Genomic DNA, 16,820 nt, shown 5'->3' with positions numbered 1-16,820 from the left:
CTGGAAGGTGTGATCAATCCGCACTGGCCCTGCCCGGGTCGCCCTAACGTAGACTCAACAGACCGCCCAGGGCCGACGTCGTCCCGACCATGAAACAACCTGAGTGACGACAGGAGACCCGGTGGCCCTTCCGTACCCGCACAGCCCGCAGCCGGTCCCTTCCGCGACCGGTCTGTACGACCCGGCGCACGAGCACGACGCGTGCGGGGTGGCCTTCGTGGCCGACCTCCACGGGCGGCGCTCCCATGCGGTGGTGGCGAACGGCCTCGGTGCGCTCTGCCGGCTCGACCATCGTGGCGCCCGGGGCGCCGAGCAGAACACCGGCGACGGCGCGGGCATCATGATCCAGGTGCCGGACGCGTTCCTGCGTGCGGTGGTGGACTTCCCCCTGCCCCCCGCCGGCCAGTACGCCACCGGTCTGGTCTTTCTCCCCGACGACGACGGCGGTGAGGCCCGCGCCCGTCAGGTGGTGGAGAAGTACGCCCTCGTCGAGGGGGCCGAGGTGCTCGGCTGGCGCGACGTGCCGACCGACCCGAGCGGGCTCGGTGAGACGGCGTTGGCGGCGATGCCCCGGATCCGGCAGCTCTTCCTGGCCGCGCACCGGCTCACCGACACCCCGGCGGGTCCGGCCGGTTCCCCGCTGTCCGGCATCGACCTGGACCGGGTGGCGTTCTGCGTGCGTAAGCAGGCCGAGCGGGAGACCGCCGAGCGGGGGGTGACCGCCTACTTCCCGTCGCTGTCGGCGCGGACGATGACCTGGAAGGGCATGCTCACCCCCGACCAGCTGCCGGAGTATTTCCCGGAGCTGACCGACGAGCGGGTCGACAGCGCGATCGCGCTGGTGCACTCCCGGTTCTCCACCAACACCTTTCCGTCCTGGCCGCTGGCCCACCCGTACCGGTTCATCGCGCACAACGGCGAGATCAACACGATCCGCGGCAACCGGAACTGGATGCAGGCCCGCGAGGCGCTGCTGCGTAGCCCGCACCTGCCCGGCAACATCCGTCGGGTGTTCCCGGTCTGCACTCCGGCCGCTTCCGACTCGGCCAACTTCGACGAGGTGCTGGAGTTGCTGCACCTGGCCGGCCGGAGCCTGCCGCACGCGGTGCTGATGATGATCCCGGAGGCGTGGGAGAACGACCCGGCGATGCGCCCGGACAAGCGCGCGTTCTACCGGTTCCACGCCAGCCTGATGGAGCCGTGGGACGGGCCGGCCTCGGTCGCCTTCACCGACGGTGAGATCGTCGGGGCGGTGCTGGACCGCAACGGCCTGCGGCCGGGGCGCTGGTGGCGGACCGCCGACGGGCTGGTGGTGCTGGGCAGCGAGGCGGGCGTGCTCGACCTCGACCCGGCCTCGGTGGTCGCCAAGGGCCGCCTCCAGCCGGGCCGGATGTTCCTGGTGGACACGGTCAACGGCCGGATCGTCTCGGACGACGAGATCAAGACCGAGTTGGCCGCCGCCCAGCCGTACGACGAGTGGCTGCACGCCGGCCTGATCGACCTCGGTGACCTGCCCGCCCGGGAGCACGTGGTCTACACCCACGACTCGGTGCGCCGGCGGCAGCAGACCTTCGGTTACACCGAGGAGGAGCTGAAGATCCTGCTCGCCCCGATGGCGCGTACCGGGGCGGAGCCGCTGGGCTCGATGGGCACCGACACCCCGATCGCGCCGCTGTCGACCCGGCCCCGGCTGCTCTACGACTACTTCCACCAGCTCTTCGCGCAGGTCACCAACCCGCCGTTGGACGCGATCCGGGAGGAGTTGGTGACCAGCCTGGCGTCGACCATCGGCCCGGAGGGCAACCTGCTGGACCCGGGTGCGGCGAGCTGCCGGCAGATCGTGCTGCCCTACCCGGTGATCGACAACGACGAGCTGGCGAAGCTACTCGACGTCGACGAGGACGGTGACCTGCCCGGCTTCAAGGCGGTCCGGGTGTCCGGGCTCTACCGCATCCGCGACGGCGGGGCCGGCATCAAGGCCCGGTTGACCGAGATCTGCCGGCACGTGTCCGAGGCGATCGAGGACGGCGTGCGCATCCTGGTGCTGTCCGACCGGGACTCCAACGCCGACCTGGCGCCGATCCCGTCGCTGCTGCTGACCGCGGCGGTGCACCAGCACCTGGTGCGGGAGCAGACCCGGACCCAGGTGGCGCTGATCGTGGAGTCCGGTGACTGCCGCGAGGTGCACCACGCGGCGGTGCTCATCGGGTACGGCGCGGCGGCGGTCAACCCCTACCTGGCCTTCGAGTCGGTGGAGGACATGATCGCCACCGGGGCCCTGGTCGGGGTGGAGCCGGCGAAGGCGGTCCGCAACTACGTCAAGGCGCTCGGCAAGGGCGTCCTCAAGATCATGTCCAAGATGGGCATCTCGACGGTGTCGTCGTACTGCGGCGCGCAGGTCTTCGAGGCCGTCGGCCTGGACACCCGGCTGGTCGACCGCTATTTCCGGGGCACCCCCAGCACCATCGGCGGGATCGGGCTGGCCGGGATCCACACCGAGGTCGCCGCCCGGCACGGGCAGGCCTGGCCGACGCCCGGCACCGTCGGCTCCACCCGGCTGGAGGTGGGCGGCGAGTACCAGTGGCGGCGCGAGGGTGAACTGCACCTGTTCAACCCGGAGACGGTCTTCCTGCTCCAGCACGCCACCCGCAGCCGCCAGTACGACGTGTTCCGCCAGTACACCGCCAAGGTCGACGAGCTGGCCGCCCAGGCCGGTTCGCTGCGCGGGCTGTTCACCCTGCGGACCGGGCTGCGTCCGGCGGTGCCGATCGAGGAGGTCGAGCCGGCCACCGAGATCGTCAAGCGGTTCGCCACCGGCGCCATGTCGTACGGGTCGATCTCGGCGGAGGCGCACGAGACGCTGGCCATCGCGATGAACCGGCTCGGCGGCAAGTCCAACACCGGCGAGGGCGGCGAGGACGTCGACCGGCTGCACGACCCGGCACGCCGCTCGGCGGTCAAGCAGATCGCCAGCGGACGCTTCGGGGTGACCAGCGAATACCTGGTCAACGCCGACGATCTCCAGATCAAGATGGCGCAGGGCGCGAAGCCCGGCGAGGGTGGGCAGCTGCCCGGCAACAAGGTGTGGCCGTGGATCGCCCGCACCCGGCACGCCACCCCCGGCGTCGGCCTGATCTCCCCGCCGCCGCACCACGACATCTACTCCATCGAGGACCTCGCCCAGCTCGTGCACGACCTCAAGTGCGTCAACCCGGCCGCCCGGGTGCACGTCAAGCTGGTCAGCGAGGTCGGTGTGGGCACCGTCGCGGCCGGGGTCGCCAAGCTCAAGGCCGACGTCATCCTGATCTCCGGGCACGACGGCGGCACCGGCGCGTCCCCGCTCAACTCGCTCAAGCACGCCGGCACCCCCTGGGAGTTGGGCCTGGCCGAGGCGCAGCAGACGCTGCTGCTCAACAAGCTGCGTGACCGGGTCACCGTGCAGGTCGACGGCCAGCTCAAGACCGGCCGGGACGTGGTGGTGGCGATGCTGCTCGGCGCGGAGGAGTTCGGTTTCGCCACCGCCCCGCTGATCGTCGAGGGCTGCGTGATGATGCGGGTCTGCCACCTCGACACCTGCCCGGTCGGCATCGCCACCCAGAACCCGGTGCTGCGGGAACGCTTCACCGGCCGGCCGGAGTTCGTGGAGAACTTCTTCCTCTTCCTCGCCGAGGAGGTCCGCGGCTACCTGGCCGAGCTGGGCTTCCGCAGCATCGAAGAGGCGATCGGGCAGACCGAGGTGCTCGACATCGTACCGGCGATCGACCACTGGAAGGGCCACGGCCTCGACCTGGCCCGGGTGCTGCACACCCCGCAGCTGCCCGAGGGTGCCGCCCGGCGCGGTGTCCGCGCCCAGGACCACGGCCTGGAGCTGGCCCTGGACAACGAGCTGATCGCGCTGGCCCAACCGGCGCTGCGCGACGGCAGCCCGGTCCGGGTGGAGGTGGCGGTGCGCAACGAGCACCGCAGCGTCGGCGCGATGCTCGGCGGCGAGGTGACCCGCCGGCACGGCGGCGCCGGCCTGCCGGACGACACCGTCGAGTTCGTGCTGCGCGGCACCGCCGGGCAGTCCTTCGGCGCGTTCCTGCCGCGCGGGGTGACCCTGCGGCTGCACGGCGACGCCAACGACTACGTCGGCAAGGGGCTCTCCGGGGGCCGGATCGTGATCCGCCCGGACGCCGCCGCGCCGTTCGTCGACCCCGAGGCCACCGCAGGGCAGCGCGCCGAGGACCAGATCATCGCCGGCAACACCATCCTGTACGGGGCCACCGGCGGTGAGCTGTTCCTGCGCGGCCGGGTGGGGGAGCGCTTCGCGGTGCGTAACTCCGGTGCGGTGGCCGTCGTCGAGGGCGTCGGCGACCACGGTTGCGAGTACATGACCGGTGGCACGGTGGTGGTGCTCGGCGAGACGGGCCGTAACTTCGCCGCCGGCATGTCCGGTGGGACGGCGTACGTGCACCGGTTGGACACCGGCCGGGTCAACGCGGAACTGGTCGACCTGTCCCCACTGCGCGACGCCGAGCGGGAGTTGCTGCACGACCTGGTGCAGCGGCACGTCGCGGAGACCGACTCGGCGGTCGGCGCGGAGTTGCTCAAGAACTGGCCGGAGGCGGTGGAGGAGTTCACCGCCGTGGTCCCCCGGGACTACCGCCGGGTTATGGAGATCATGAAGGCCGCCGAAGCCGCCGGCCGCGACGTCGACGACGCGGTCATGTCTGCGCTGACCGCGTCGGTGCCGCCCGCCGCGCGGGTGGTCGCCCAGGAGGTGGCTCGTGCCTGACCCGAATGGTTTCCTGCGTTACGAGCGGCAGTTGCCGGCCCGTCGCCCGGTGGCGGTGCGGATCACCGACTGGCGCGAGGTGTACCCGCCCGCCGGGGCCGAGCTGATCCGGGAGCAGGCCACCCGGTGCATGGACTGCGGCATCCCGTTCTGCCACGACGGCTGCCCGCTGGGCAACCGCATCCCGGACTGGAACGACCTGGTCCGCACCGGCACCTGGGACGCCGCGGTCGAGTCGCTGCACGCCACCAACAACTTCCCCGAGTTCACCGGCCGGCTCTGCCCGGCGCCCTGCGAGGCGGCCTGCGTGCTGGGTCTGGGCGGCCAGCAGCCGGTCACCATCAAGCAGGTGGAGGTGGAGATCGCCGACGCGGCGGTGGCCCGGGGCGGGCTGAACCCCCGCCCGGTGCCGGCGTCGACCGGGCGGTCGGTCGCCGTGGTCGGTTCCGGGCCCGCCGGGCTCGCCGCCGCCCAGCAACTGGCCCGCGCCGGTCACGCCGTCACGGTGTACGAGCGGGACGACGCGATCGGCGGTCTGCTGCGTTACGGCATCCCCGATTTCAAGCTGGAGAAGCAGCACATCGACCGGCGGCTGGCCCAGCTCGCCGCCGAGGGCGTGCAGTTCCGCACCGGGGTGAACGTCGGGGTCGACGTGACCGCCGAGGAGCTGCGGGCCCGGCACGACGCGGTGCTGCTGGCCTGTGGCGCGCTCCAGGGCCGGGACACCCCGGAGACGCCCGGTCGGCCGCTGCGCGGCGTCCACCAGGCGATGACCCACCTGGTCGCCGCCAACCGGGTGGTCGCGGCGGCCGGGGACGGTCGACCCGCGCCGGCGGTGCTGCCCGACGGCACGCCGATCGACGCGGCCGGCAAGCACGTGGTGATCATCGGTGGTGGCGACACCGCCGCCGACTGCCTGGGCGTGGCCCACCGGCAGGGCGCGGCCGGCGTCCACCAGCTCGATCTCTACCCGGAGCCGCCGCACGGCCGCGACGCCGAACGGGACCCGTGGCCGACCTGGCCGTGGGTGCTGCGCAACTACCCGGCGCACGAGGAGGGCGGGGAGCGGGTCTTCGCGGTGGCCGTGCAGGAGTTCGTGGACGACGGCACCGGTCAGGTCAAGGGCGTCCGGATCGCCGAGGTGACGGTGGAGCGGCGCGACGGCCGACGGGTGGTCACCGCGCTGCCCGGCTCCGAGCGGGAACTCCCGGCGGACCTGGTGCTGCTGGCCATCGGCTTCGAAGGCACCGAGGAGCAGCCGCTGCTGGCCCAGTTCGGGGTGGTCCGCAACGCCCGGGGTGCGGTCGACGCCCGCCCCGACTGGCAGACCGACGCCGACGGGGTGTTCGTCGCCGGGGACATGCACCGGGGGGCGTCGCTGATCGTCTGGGCGATCGCCGAGGGGCGGGCCGCCGCCGCGGCGATCCACTCCTACCTGGGTGGGGTGGGTGACCTGCCGGCCCCGGTCGACCCGGCCCGCCAGCCCCTCGCCGCCCGCTGACCCCCGCCCGTCGAACGGTGGCCGTCAGCCGACCTGGTCTCCGGGTCGGCTGACGGCCCGACCTTGTGGCACGGCCTGTGGCACGGCCACCGTTTCGCCCGCTGCGCCCTGCCGGCTCACAGCCGCTTCTGCGGCACCACCTGTCCCGGCCCTGCCGTTGTGGTGTCACGGGGGTGTCGGAGCCAGCCCTCCCGAGAGCACGTATCACCACGGAGAGCGATATGCCTGACAGTCATAAATATGCCCGTCAGGCATATCGCTCTCCGGAACCATCGTTCCGGCTCGGTCCGACGCTGCCCCGATCGGCGTCGCCCGGAGCCGACCCCGGCCCCGACCAGCCCGGGGCCGACCCCGGCCCCGACCAGCCCCAGACCAGACCAGACCCGACCTCGGGCCGAAACCGTGCCGAGCCGGGACCGAGTTCCGCCGGGACCGGCCCGGGTGCCGGAAGGTCACGGTTGCGGGCCGGTCCGGGCTGCCCGCGCCGGTGCCGGGGGCGGGCAGCCCGAACCGGGGTCGGTCAGCGCGCCAGCAGTTGGTGCGCCGCCCGGATCTGGGTCCACGACTTCGGCTGCGCCGGGGCGGTCGTGCTGCGGGTGGCGGTGGCCGGGGTGGGCCGGCCGGGGGTGAACAGCCAGGTCGTGAAGACCGGGTCCAGGTCGAGGCCGGAGATCCGCTCGGCGAGGGCCTGGAACTGGGCGATGGTGCCGTTGCCGTACCGGTGCTCGGCGGTCCAGGCGGGCAGGATCCGGAAGAACGCGTCGTCGCCGACGGTCAGCCGGAGCTGGTGCAGGGCCATCGCGCCCCGGTCGTAGACCGCGTCGTCGAAGACCGCGCCGGCACCCGGGTTGCCCGGCAGCACCTGCCAGAAGCCGTCGCCGGCGGGGTAGTTGGCGTAGGTGAAGTCGAACAGCTCCTGCGCGGTGCCCTCACCCTGCGCCTCCGACCAGAGCCACTCGGCGTACGAGGCGAAGCCCTCGTTGAGCCAGATGTTGCTCCAGTTCGCCACCGAGACCGAGTCGCCGAACCACTGGTGGGCGTTCTCGTGCACCACCACGTACGGGTTGCTGCCGCGTCGCCAGAAGCCGGGCCCGTACACCGGGCGGGTCTGCGTCTCCAGGGCGAAGCCGAGGCTGTCGATCGGCGCGGCCACACCCCCCTGCGCCTCGAACGGGTACGGCCCGAAGACGCCACTGGCCCAGTCGACGACCTCGGCGGTGCGTTCGATGCTGGCCCGGGCGGCGGGAGCCCGGTCGCCCAGCGTGGTGCTGTAGGCGTTGATCACCGGCTGCCCGTTCGGGGCGGTGTCGGTGACGATGTCGTACTGGCCGATCGCGAGGAACGCCAGGTAGGTCGCGCCGGGTTTGGTGCTGCGCCAGCCCCACCGCATCCGGTTGCCGGCCTCGGCCAGCGGGGGCCGGGGCTGCACGCCGTTGCTGATCACCTCGACGCCGTCGGGCACCGACACCGAGACGTCCCAGGTGGCCTTGTCCAGCGGGTGGTCGTTGGACGGGAACCACCACCAGGCCGACTCGGGCTCGTTGACGGCGAGCGCGCCGTCGACGGTGCGGGTCCAGCCGGAGTAGCCGTTCACCAGGGTCTCGGACGGCACGCCGGAGTAGGTGACCACGACGGTCATCGCCTGGCCGGTGGTGAGGCCGCGCGGCGCGGTCACCACCAGCTCGTGGTCGCCCTCCCGGGCGAACCGGGCGGTCCACCCGTTGACCCGCACCGACTCCACGTCGAGCAGGAAGTCGAGGTTGAACCGGGAGAGGTCCTGGGTGGCGGTGGCCAGGATGGTGGTGGTGCCGCTGAGCCGGTCGGTGGCCGGCTCGTAGCGCAGCCGCACGTCGTAGTGGTCGACGTCGTAGCCACCGTTGCCGTAGTCGGGGAAGTAGGGGTCGCCGAGGCCGGGGCTGCCGGGTTTCGGGGCGGCCGAGACCGCGACCGACCGGCTCTTGCCCGGTCGGGCGTCGGCCTGGCCGGGGGTGCCGGTCACCAGGGTGCCGGCGGTGGTGACGGTCAGGGCGGCGATGGCCGCCGTGAAAACACGTCGCACGGGGTGGACTCCCTCCATCGGGGTGTTCGCACCGACAACCTAATCGACGGCGGTGGAAACGTGTGCGTCGGATCGATGGGGATCGGCTGTTCTCTTTGTGTCGATGTTTCGCTAGCATTACCGACTAGTAACAACGCCTCACCCCCCTTGGCCACGCGCGCGGTCCAGAGGCTCCACCCTTCCTGCCCCCGGAGGACCGTCATGCCCCACCGCGCCCTACCCCGTCGTGCCCTGGCCCGTGCGGCCACCGCACTCGCCGCCCTGCTCGCCACCGCCGTCGGTGTCGTGCTCGTCCCCACCCCCGCCCAGGCCGCCACCGTCCACTACGTGGCGCTCGGCGACTCGTACTCCTCCGGCGTCGGCGCCGGCCCGTACGACCTGTCCACCTGCCTGCGCAGCCAGAAGTCGTACGCCCCGCTCTGGGCCGCCGCCAACGCGGTGACCAGCTTCGCCTTCCCCGCCTGCGGTGGCGCGGTCACCTCCGACGTGATCAGCAAGCAGGTCGGTTCGCTGAGCGCCACCACCACGTTGGTCACCATCACCATCGGTGGCAACGACGCAGGCTTCGCCGACGTGATCACCAGTTGCCGGTTCGGCAGCACGGCGACCTGCACCGCGGCGGTCGACAAGGCCAAGAGCTTCGCCACCTCGACGCTGCCCGGCCGGCTCGACGCCACCTACGCCGCGATCCGTGACCGGGCCCCGAACGCCCGACTGGTGGTGCTCGGCTACCCCCGGCTCTTCGAAACCGGCTCCTGTGGAGTGCTGGCGATGAGCAGCTACAAGCGGACCATCCTCAACGAGGCCGCCGACGTGCTCGCCACGGTCACCGCCGCGCGGGCCGGGGCGGTCGGGGCCACCTTCGCCGACACCCGGCCGTTCTTCACCGGGCACGGTGTCTGCGCCGCCGCCCCGTGGATCCGCGACGTCAGCGGCGTCATCGAGGCATACCACCCGAACGCCGACGGTTACCGGTCCGGCTACCTGCCGGCGCTCACCGCCGCGCTGCGCTGACCCACGCCGACGGTCGGCGGCCCCCGGGTCGCCGACCGTCGGCGTCGGGCGTCGGTCGCCTCCGGCGCCCCACCGGAGCGCCGGGCGACACCGCCGACGGCGGGCCGCAGTCGGGACGCCGACGGCGGGCCGCAGTCGGGACGCCGACGAGTTGATCGGTGGGCGGGTCGTGCGTGCCGACCGGCCGGGGCGCTAGGGTTCCCTCGATTCGTCAGCGCGGCGGTGGGGAGCAGTGGGTGGGCAGGCTCGCATCGGCGTACGGGCAGGCGGTCGCCGCGCACCGGCAGGCCCGGCAGCGGTGGACGGCGGCCCGTGCGCTGCTGGACCGGCTGACCGGGGAGCCCGTCCCGGAACGCACCGCCGACCTGGTCGCCCGACTGGCCCGGCTCGCCGACACGCTGGCCGCCCCACCGGCGGACGGCGGCCCCGCCCCGGTGCGCATCGGGGAGGCGTCCACGGCGGACGGACGGTTCCCGCTGCTGCTGCCGTTGGGTGCCGGCCGGCACCTGGCGGTCGACCGGGACGCCCGCGATCCCCGGGTGGCGGTGCTGCTGCGGGTGCTGGTGCTGCGGCTGCTCAGCACGGCCACGCCGGGCAGCGTGCGGGTGGTCGGTATCGACCCGGCCGCGTGGGGTGCCACCTTCATTCCGCTGCGCCCGCTGCGCGACGCCGGGGTGCTCGGTGGGGTCGCCACCACCGAGGCGGAGATCGGCGCGTTGCTGGACACCGCCGAGGCGCACGCCCGCGCCGCCCAGGCCGGTGCGGGGGAACCGGAACTGCTGCTGGTGGTGGCCGCGTCCGCGCCCGGTCCGCGGGAGCTGGCCCGGCTCGCCGCGCTGACCCACGCCGGCCCGACCGCCGGGGTGTGCGTGCTGTTCGCCGGGCGCGCGGTGACCACGCCCGGGCAGGTCCCACCCGCGCTGGGCGGCACCACCGAGGTACGCCTCGACGAACGCTACGCCCGCATCGGCGACCCGCCGGGGCAACCGTTCAGCGCCGACGGCACCGGCCTGCCCGTGCCGGTGCTGCTCGACGGCGATCCGCCCGCCGGGGCGGTCCAGGCGTTGGCCGACCAGTTGGGCGCGCAGGTGCGCCGGGACACCGCCCTGCACCTGGCCGACCTGCTGCCCGAGCGGCGCTGGAGCGAGTCCGCCCGCGCCGGCCTGCGGACCGTGGTCGGCCGCTCGGGTCGTACCCCGGTGGTGCTGGCCTTCGACGACGCGACGCCGCACTGGCTGGTCGGTGGCCGCACCGGCGCGGGCAAGACGGTCTTCCTGCTCGACGTGCTCTACGGCCTGGCGGCCCGCTACTCCCCGGCCGAGCTTCAGCTGTGGCTGCTCGACTTCAAGGAGGGGGTCAGCTTCACCGAGTTCGTCCCCACCGAACGGGACCCGTCGTTCCTGCCGCACGCGCGGGCCGTCGGCGTCGAATCCGACCGGGAGTACGGCCTGGCCGTGCTGCGGGAGCTGCGCCGGGAGCTGGGCCGGCGGGCCGGGCTGTTCAAGCGGCACGGGGTGACCAAGCTCGCCGACCTGCCGGACACCGAACCGGTGCCCCGCACGGTGGCCGTGATCGACGAGTTCCACGTGCTGTTCGCCGGCAACGACCGGCTGGCCCGGGAAGCCGTCGACCTGCTGGAGGAGCTGGCCCGCAAGGGCCGCTCGTACGGGGTGCACCTGGTGCTGGCCAGTCAGAGCACCAGCGGCGTGGAGGCCCTGTACGGCCGGGCCGAGTCGCTGTTCGGGCAGTTCGCGCTGCGGGTGGCGCTGCCCGGCGGTGAGCCGGTGCTCGGCCCCCGGGCCACCGTGACCGGCCCGACCCGGATCGGCACGGCGCTGGTCAACACCGCCGCCGGGGCGGCCGGCGCGGACACCCTGCTGCGGTTCCCCGACGCGCACGCCGACGCCCGCCAGCTCGCCCGGCTGCGCTACGAACTGTGGGACGCCCGCCCCGACGACACCGGCCCGCCCGCGGTCTTCCGGGGCTACGCCACCGCCCACGTGGAGGACGAGCCGATGCCGGCCGCCGCCGTGACCCGCCGCCCGGCGGTGCTGGTGGGCCGGACGGTCGACGTGGTCGGCAGCACCGCCCGGTTCGACCTGGACGCCTCCCCCGGCCGGCACCTGGCCGTGGTGGGCACCTCGGCGACCGGCGGGCACGTGCTGCGGGCCGCCGCGTTGAGCCTGGCCGGCCAGCACCGCCCCGGCGAGGCCGAGTTCGTGCTGGTCCCGCTGGTGTCGGCCGCCGACGAACTCGCCGACGACACGGCTGCCGGGTTGAAGGCCGCCGGACACCAGGTGACCCAGGTCGACGCGGCCGGCCTGCGGGCCCGCATCGGTGCGCTGACCGCCGGCCCCGGCGAGCGCGGCCGGACGTACCTGGTGGTCTTCGGGGTGGACGCGGCCGGCGCGGTGCTCGCCGCCGCCGACCCCGACACCTACCGCACCGGCCACGACGACCTGCGGGCGCTGCTGGGGGAGGGGCCGGGGCGTGGGGTGCACCTGCTCGGCTGGTGGCGGGGGCTGCGTCGGCTCGCCGACGACCTCGGTGGTAGCCAGAACCGCGACGACGTGGCCTGCCTGGTGGCGTTGAACGTGCCCGCCGACGATCTCGGGCTGTATCTCGGGGTGACCGATCTGGTGTGGACCCCTCGCCCCAACCGGGCCCTGCTGGTCGACCGGCACGCCCAGCGGCGCACGGTGATCGTGCCGTTCGTCCGCCCCGGACACCAGCCCGACGAGGAGGAACGCTGAGTGGCCGGCTACGACGACTACGCGGCGGCCGTCCGGCAGCTCTCCGCCCGGATCCGCGAGGGTGAGCGGGGTGCCGCCGCCGAGGCGGAACGCCGCCGGAGCCTGCACGCCGGGGTGACCCAGCTCGGTCAGCGGCTGGCCGCCCAGGAACAGCGCCTCACCCAGCTCGCCGCCGCCGCCGGCCTACCTGCCGTGGCCGACCCGACCCCCGGTCCGGGGCCGGTCCCCGGGGCCGGTGCGGGTCCCGCCGTCGGCTCCGGTTCGGCCCCGGGGCCCGCCCCCGGGGCGGGCACGGCTCCCGGCGGGTCCGGGGTGGACGGCGATCCGGCGGTGGTGCTGGCGGAGACCGGGCGGCTGGTCGACGAGGCGGACCGGCTGGGGCAGCAGGCCGAGGCGTTGGCCCAGCGGCCTGCTCTGCTGCCCACCTGGTCACCGACCGCCCGCGCGGTCGCCGTCTACGCCGGCTGTGCCGCCGTCGGGGCACTGGTCATGCTGGTGCTGGTGGTCGCCAACGGCATCGGCGTGGTCGACGGCTTCACCCTGGGCGCGCTGACCTGCGCCGGGCTGCCGCTGATCTCCTTCGTCGCCGGCTGGTTGATCCTCGGGCGGTGGGGACGGCCGGCACTGGCCAGCACCGATCCGCCCCGGTACGCCCCGCTCGGCTTCGTCGTCTGCGTCCTGCTGGTGCCGCTGGCGTACTGCGTGACCCTGCTGCTGTTCCGCGTCGTGCGGTGAGGTGCCTGGCGGGGCCGGTGGCGGTTGCTGCGGCGGTGGTGGTCGTTGCGGCGGCGGTGAAGAAGGGACCTCGTCCCGGTGCTCGTGTGCGAACGACCACCGGGAACGCTGGTCAGCCGGCCCGGTAGGAGAGGTAGTAGCCCTCGTACGGCCAGCTGTGGAAGTTGTTCAGCTCGGACGCGGTACCGGTGCAGTCGGAGGTCCGGTAGCCGGAGACGGAACCGAAGCCGTTCCAGCCGATCGCCCAGATCGCCTCTGCCGGGACCGGGCGGCAGATGCCGTCGGGCGTGGCCTGTCTGCCGACGATGATCTGCGTGGTGGCCTGGTAGAAGACGAGGCCGACGTCGGGGACCTTGAGCGTCTCGACAGCGGCTGCGGGCGACGCCGGTATCGTTACGGCCAGTGTGGTGATCAATGCGGCGGCGAGACCCGCAGCGATTCGGCTGGTGAAACTGCGCATGAGCTTCCCTTCCTCACGGTGTCCAGGAACGGGGCCGGAGCTCGTTCACCCCGCAATGAATTGATCTGGATCGATTGTATTCCCCGTGTCAACAACCTCGTCACTGATTGCTGCCGCCGGGTGGCCCGAGTTTCCTGCCGGCACCCCGCGAGCGTCAGGTACTTGACCGTGCAACTTTCCGGCGGTAGCTTGAGATTTCGATCCACCAGCATCAATGGGAGTAGGTAGCCGTGCTGTTGAAATCCTTCGCCATCGCCGGGGTCGTCGCCGGTGTGCTGGCTGTGGCCCCTCCTGCCTCGGCGGCACCCCAGCTGGGGGCCGGCGTCTATCCGCCCGGGAACTGCCAGCCGGGCACATTCTGCGTCTGGCCCCACTGGGATCACCCGAACGGGGTCCCTACGGAGACTCCGTCCCTGGTGACCACCACCGAGTGGACCGGCAACATCACGGGTTTCAACTACTACAACTACACGAACCGAAACGCCGCGATCAGCTGGCGCTTCAACTCTGCCGGAACGATTATGACCGGCACGGACTGTGCTACCCCCGGCGACGGATTCTTCTATGTACCAATGGGCGTGACGAAGGTGAGTTGGAATACGGCGAACGTCTGCTGACCTCCGCCTCTTCTGATCTCCCGAATTCGGTGCCTCCGCTTTCCCGGTGGTCTTTCGTACGGGGACGACCACCGGAGAGGTCGGGCGGTAAGCCCTCCGTGGCTGCTGTTGCCGACGTGGTCACCGCCGGGCCGCACGGTCGGTACCTGTTTCGCCTGCGCCGGGTCGGGATCGAGTTGGTGCCGGTCGCCCACCTCGGCGGGGAGCAGCCCCGGCCGCACCCCCGACAGATCCCGGTGTACGTCTCGATGCGGTGGTCGGCCAACGTCCGCCATGCCTCGGCGGCCCGCCCGGCGGCGTACCGGCGCAGCTCGGCGGCGTTCACCGGCGTCCCCTCGGCGCGGCGGCCTTGATCAGTCGGGCGTACCTCACCTGCTCGCAGGGGTAGTCCGCGCCACAGCCGCAGACCCGGCGGGTCACCACGCGCGGGGGATGGGCGAACAGGATGTCGTCGGCGTCCTCGACGTCCTGGTCGGAGACGAGCAGGCCGAGGTCGCCGCCGGACTCCGAGGGCAGGTCGGCGTCCGACGCGTTGCTGTCGTACGGACGGCGGTTGTCGTGCGCTCGCTGGCTGTCCTGTGCTCGCTGGTCGCCCTGTGCTCGCTGGTCGCCCTGTGCTCGCTCGTTGTCGTGTGGTCGCTGGTTGTCGTGCTGTCGTCGGCTGGGGTGGTGGTCGGGTCGGTCGTTCATCGGGGTACCTCCAGGTCGGTCTCCTCGGGCGAGGGCTGGTGGGTGTTGAGCCGGATCCGGTGAGTCTCGGCGGGGTCTGGTGGCTGGAGCGCGCCGTCGGGGGCGACGGTCAGCTGCACGGTGCTGGTCCAGTTGCTTGAGCGACTGGCGCTCAAGATCAGATTGCGATTTGCGTACTCCCCTCGGCGTGTCGTGTACAAAATCGCAATCTGATCTTGGTGAGGGTGGTGCACAAGTGGTCGGGGCGTGTGGGCAGGTGGTGGCACGCCCGGTCGGGTCGGGGGGATGACCCGACCGGGCGCTCTGTGCGGGTGCGGAACCGACCAGCTCCGGGTTTGCAGACCTGGGAGCCGATCGATGGGAGCTTTACACATCTAGTCACGCAAGGCAAGCACGACAACACGTTACTTGTCACGAGTAGTGGCACGTGATCGAATGGCGGGGCAGACCTGGGAGTACACACATGCCCGTCAAGCCCAAGTGGCAACAACTCGCGGACCAGATCCGTGGGCAGATCGAATCAGGAGAGCTTGCGCCAGGGGACCAGTTGCCCTCCACCATGCAGCTCAAGACTGAGCACGGCGTCTCGACGACCGTCGTGCGGCAAGCCATTCTCGTCTTGCAGACGCAGGGATGGGTGCAGGGTGTCCACGGGCTTGGGGTGTTTGTCGCCGAGCGGGAGTGACCGGGATGCCCCACACCCCGTGCCCTGCCACGCCGACGCCCCACGGCGACGCCCCATGTCGACGCCGACGCCAAGATCGTGCTACTTCCTGGTTGTAGTGGCATCCCCGCGGGCGTTACGAGGCCACTACATCGTGGATCGAGCACGATCTTGGCCGCAGGTGGCGGCCTAACCGAGCGGGGTTAGCCGAGCGGGGGTAGCCCAGCGGGGTTAGCCGGGCGGGGGCGGCCAGTGGGGCCTTTGCGTGGGCCGGGCATTGGCGGTGGTCACCCGTACCGCGTGGGGGTGGTCCCGGTGGGGGGTGGCTGCGTTCGGTGTTCACCTCGTAGGCTCTCTGTGGTCATCGTCGGTGCGGCGGCGTGACTGTGGTGTGTCGACAGGCCAGGGGGGAGCGTGTGTGAGCGCGGCGGAGATGCTCGCGAAGCTGGCGGCGGCCTCGCAGAAGCTGGACGAGGCGCGGGCGAAGACGGCAGCGGCCGCACAGGACGCCGCCGAGGCGCGTTCCCTGGTCGCCGGGGCGTTGCAGGGCGTCGCCGCCGGCCCGCTGATCGGCGTGATCGACAGCTACCGGCAGGCGCTCGCCCAGGCCACGCAGGGCGGTCAGCCGGCCTACCAGCAGCTCCAGGAGACGATCTCCAAGGTACGCGCGCTGGGTAATTAAGTGGCCCTGCGACCGGTGTGGGCGGGCCGGCCGTGGTCGGGTTGCCCGTGTGGCCACCGATCTGCCGGATGGCCGCTGGCGTAACGCGTGCGGGCGGTGTGATCCGCCGGATTCGTGGTGTCGATTCTTCGCGAAGTCAGTTCCACCGCCAGCCTCGGCGCTGGCGGTCGACCAGTTGGACACGATCGAGGCGGTGGGGGATGACGGTGCAGGGGCGTGACGGTGGCGATCTGGACGGGTTCCACGTCGGGTGGGTGCCGGAAGGGGCCGGGGAACTGGTGTCGGACTTCGCTTCCGAGTGGGAGGACGTCAGCTTCGCCAGCCGGGTCTGGGAACGTGCGGTGGAGGACGGCTACCGGGTCGACCTGCGGGTGCACGTGTTGCGGGGGGAACGGCTGACCACGCTGTTGCAGGTGCGCGATTTCCTGGCCGGGTACCACGAGCGGGATTCCGCTGAGTGGCCGCTTGCCGAGTTCGGGCGCGGTGACGGCGTCGGGTTGACCGGCGGGGGCGAGGCGTTCTGGCTGGTCCGACCGGGGCTCGCGGTCGACGTGCTGGTGGATGTCGACCGGTTCGATGCGGAGGCGTCGATCGAGGTCGCCAGCTCCATCAGGGAGCTACCCCACGGCTGACCCCGGGCGGGGATGATTCCTGGGGGAGGGTTATGCCTGTCAGGCATATTCATGACGCTGTGGCATAAGACCTTCCCCGCACAGTCTGTCCCGACGTCGCCCGTGTCCCGACGTCGCCCGTGTCCCGACGTCGCCCGTGTCCCGACGTTGTCGGGTTTCCGATAACGCACCAGGTTCCGAAAATGTACACCCGTTCATATTCTGACGTGTTCACCGTCGGCTATGGACGTGGAGAG

Annotated in this window: 14 protein-coding genes; 10 read left to right on the top strand and 4 right to left on the bottom strand. The window is 72.3% G+C overall.

Annotated features, from left to right (window positions below):
• Positions 1–121 precede the first annotated feature (121 nt).
• Both gltB and AB0K25_RS04640 read left to right on the top strand, forming a co-directional pair.
• Positions 122–4,777: a glutamate synthase large subunit gene (gene gltB / locus AB0K25_RS04645; RefSeq protein WP_357536943.1), complete on the top strand. Its 4,656-nt coding sequence runs from the start codon at positions 122–124 to the stop codon at positions 4,775–4,777.
• Positions 4,770–6,278: a glutamate synthase subunit beta gene (locus tag AB0K25_RS04640; protein WP_208569686.1), complete on the top strand. Its 1,509-nt coding sequence runs from the start codon at positions 4,770–4,772 to the stop codon at positions 6,276–6,278. The genes gltB and AB0K25_RS04640 overlap by 8 nt, the downstream gene beginning before the upstream one ends.
• A 520-nt stretch (positions 6,279–6,798) precedes the next feature.
• Here AB0K25_RS04640 and AB0K25_RS04635 read toward each other — a convergent pair.
• Complete coding sequence (locus AB0K25_RS04635; protein WP_219463859.1) at positions 6,799–8,337, bottom strand: M1 family metallopeptidase; 1,539 nt, start codon at positions 8,335–8,337, stop codon at positions 6,799–6,801.
• A 201-nt stretch (positions 8,338–8,538) separates the two neighbouring features.
• On the opposite strand from AB0K25_RS04635, the gene AB0K25_RS04630 reads away from it, so the two are divergent.
• The 3 genes from AB0K25_RS04630 (at position 8,539) to AB0K25_RS04620 (ending at position 12,839) form a co-directional block, all read left to right on the top strand.
• The gene (locus AB0K25_RS04630) at positions 8,539–9,351 is read left to right on the top strand and encodes an SGNH/GDSL hydrolase family protein (RefSeq protein WP_219463856.1); all 813 of its coding nucleotides are present in this window, start codon (positions 8,539–8,541) and stop codon (positions 9,349–9,351) included.
• A gap of 236 nt (positions 9,352–9,587) precedes the next feature.
• A complete protein-coding gene (locus tag AB0K25_RS04625; RefSeq protein ID WP_219463854.1) occupies positions 9,588–12,104 on the top strand; it encodes an FtsK/SpoIIIE domain-containing protein in 2,517 nt (838 codons plus the stop codon).
• Entirely contained in the window at positions 12,105–12,839 is a 735-nt protein-coding gene (locus AB0K25_RS04620; RefSeq protein WP_363818449.1) for a hypothetical protein, read from the top strand.
• A gap of 112 nt (positions 12,840–12,951) precedes the next feature.
• Here the strand turns inward: AB0K25_RS04620 and AB0K25_RS04615 are convergent, their stop codons facing one another.
• Positions 12,952–13,299, bottom strand: a complete 348-nt coding sequence (locus AB0K25_RS04615) for a hypothetical protein (protein WP_208570917.1) — start codon at positions 13,297–13,299, stop codon at positions 12,952–12,954.
• A gap of 416 nt (positions 13,300–13,715) precedes the next feature.
• Between AB0K25_RS04615 and AB0K25_RS04610 the strand changes: the two genes are divergently transcribed.
• Entirely contained in the window at positions 13,716–13,916 is a 201-nt protein-coding gene (locus AB0K25_RS04610) for a hypothetical protein (protein WP_255597670.1), read from the top strand.
• Between the two features lie 98 nt (positions 13,917–14,014).
• Complete coding sequence (locus AB0K25_RS04605) at positions 14,015–14,269, top strand: hypothetical protein (RefSeq protein WP_363818446.1); 255 nt, start codon at positions 14,015–14,017, stop codon at positions 14,267–14,269.
• Here AB0K25_RS04605 and AB0K25_RS04600 read toward each other — a convergent pair.
• Both AB0K25_RS04600 and AB0K25_RS04595 read right to left on the bottom strand, forming a co-directional pair.
• Positions 14,238–14,606 (bottom strand): hypothetical protein, encoded by a 369-nt coding sequence (locus AB0K25_RS04600; RefSeq protein ID WP_363818443.1) that lies wholly within the window; start codon positions 14,604–14,606, stop codon positions 14,238–14,240. The two genes, AB0K25_RS04605 and AB0K25_RS04600, sit on opposite strands and share 32 nt — an antisense overlap.
• Positions 14,603–14,761, bottom strand: a complete 159-nt coding sequence (locus tag AB0K25_RS04595) for a hypothetical protein (RefSeq protein ID WP_219463851.1) — start codon at positions 14,759–14,761, stop codon at positions 14,603–14,605. The genes AB0K25_RS04600 and AB0K25_RS04595 overlap by 4 nt, the downstream gene beginning before the upstream one ends.
• A gap of 308 nt (positions 14,762–15,069) precedes the next feature.
• Here AB0K25_RS04595 and AB0K25_RS04590 point away from each other — a divergent pair, with 308 nt between their 5' ends.
• From AB0K25_RS04590 to AB0K25_RS04580, 3 genes are all read left to right on the top strand, one after another.
• The gene (locus AB0K25_RS04590; RefSeq protein ID WP_208570915.1) at positions 15,070–15,291 is read left to right on the top strand and encodes a winged helix-turn-helix domain-containing protein; all 222 of its coding nucleotides are present in this window, start codon (positions 15,070–15,072) and stop codon (positions 15,289–15,291) included.
• Between the two features lie 397 nt (positions 15,292–15,688).
• The gene (locus tag AB0K25_RS04585; protein ID WP_219463849.1) at positions 15,689–15,952 is read left to right on the top strand and encodes a DUF6244 family protein; all 264 of its coding nucleotides are present in this window, start codon (positions 15,689–15,691) and stop codon (positions 15,950–15,952) included.
• 200 nt (positions 15,953–16,152) lie between these two features.
• Positions 16,153–16,584, top strand: a complete 432-nt coding sequence (locus AB0K25_RS04580) for a hypothetical protein (protein ID WP_363818438.1) — start codon at positions 16,153–16,155, stop codon at positions 16,582–16,584.
• Positions 16,585–16,820 lie beyond the last annotated feature (236 nt).

It is taken from the genome of Micromonospora sp. NPDC049257 (genome assembly GCF_040678915.1).
GTDB classification, from domain to species: domain Bacteria; phylum Actinomycetota; class Actinomycetes; order Mycobacteriales; family Micromonosporaceae; genus Micromonospora; species Micromonospora antibiotica.
The sequence above is the reverse complement of the archived record's forward strand: the minus strand, read 5'-3'. Positions and strand labels throughout refer to the sequence as shown.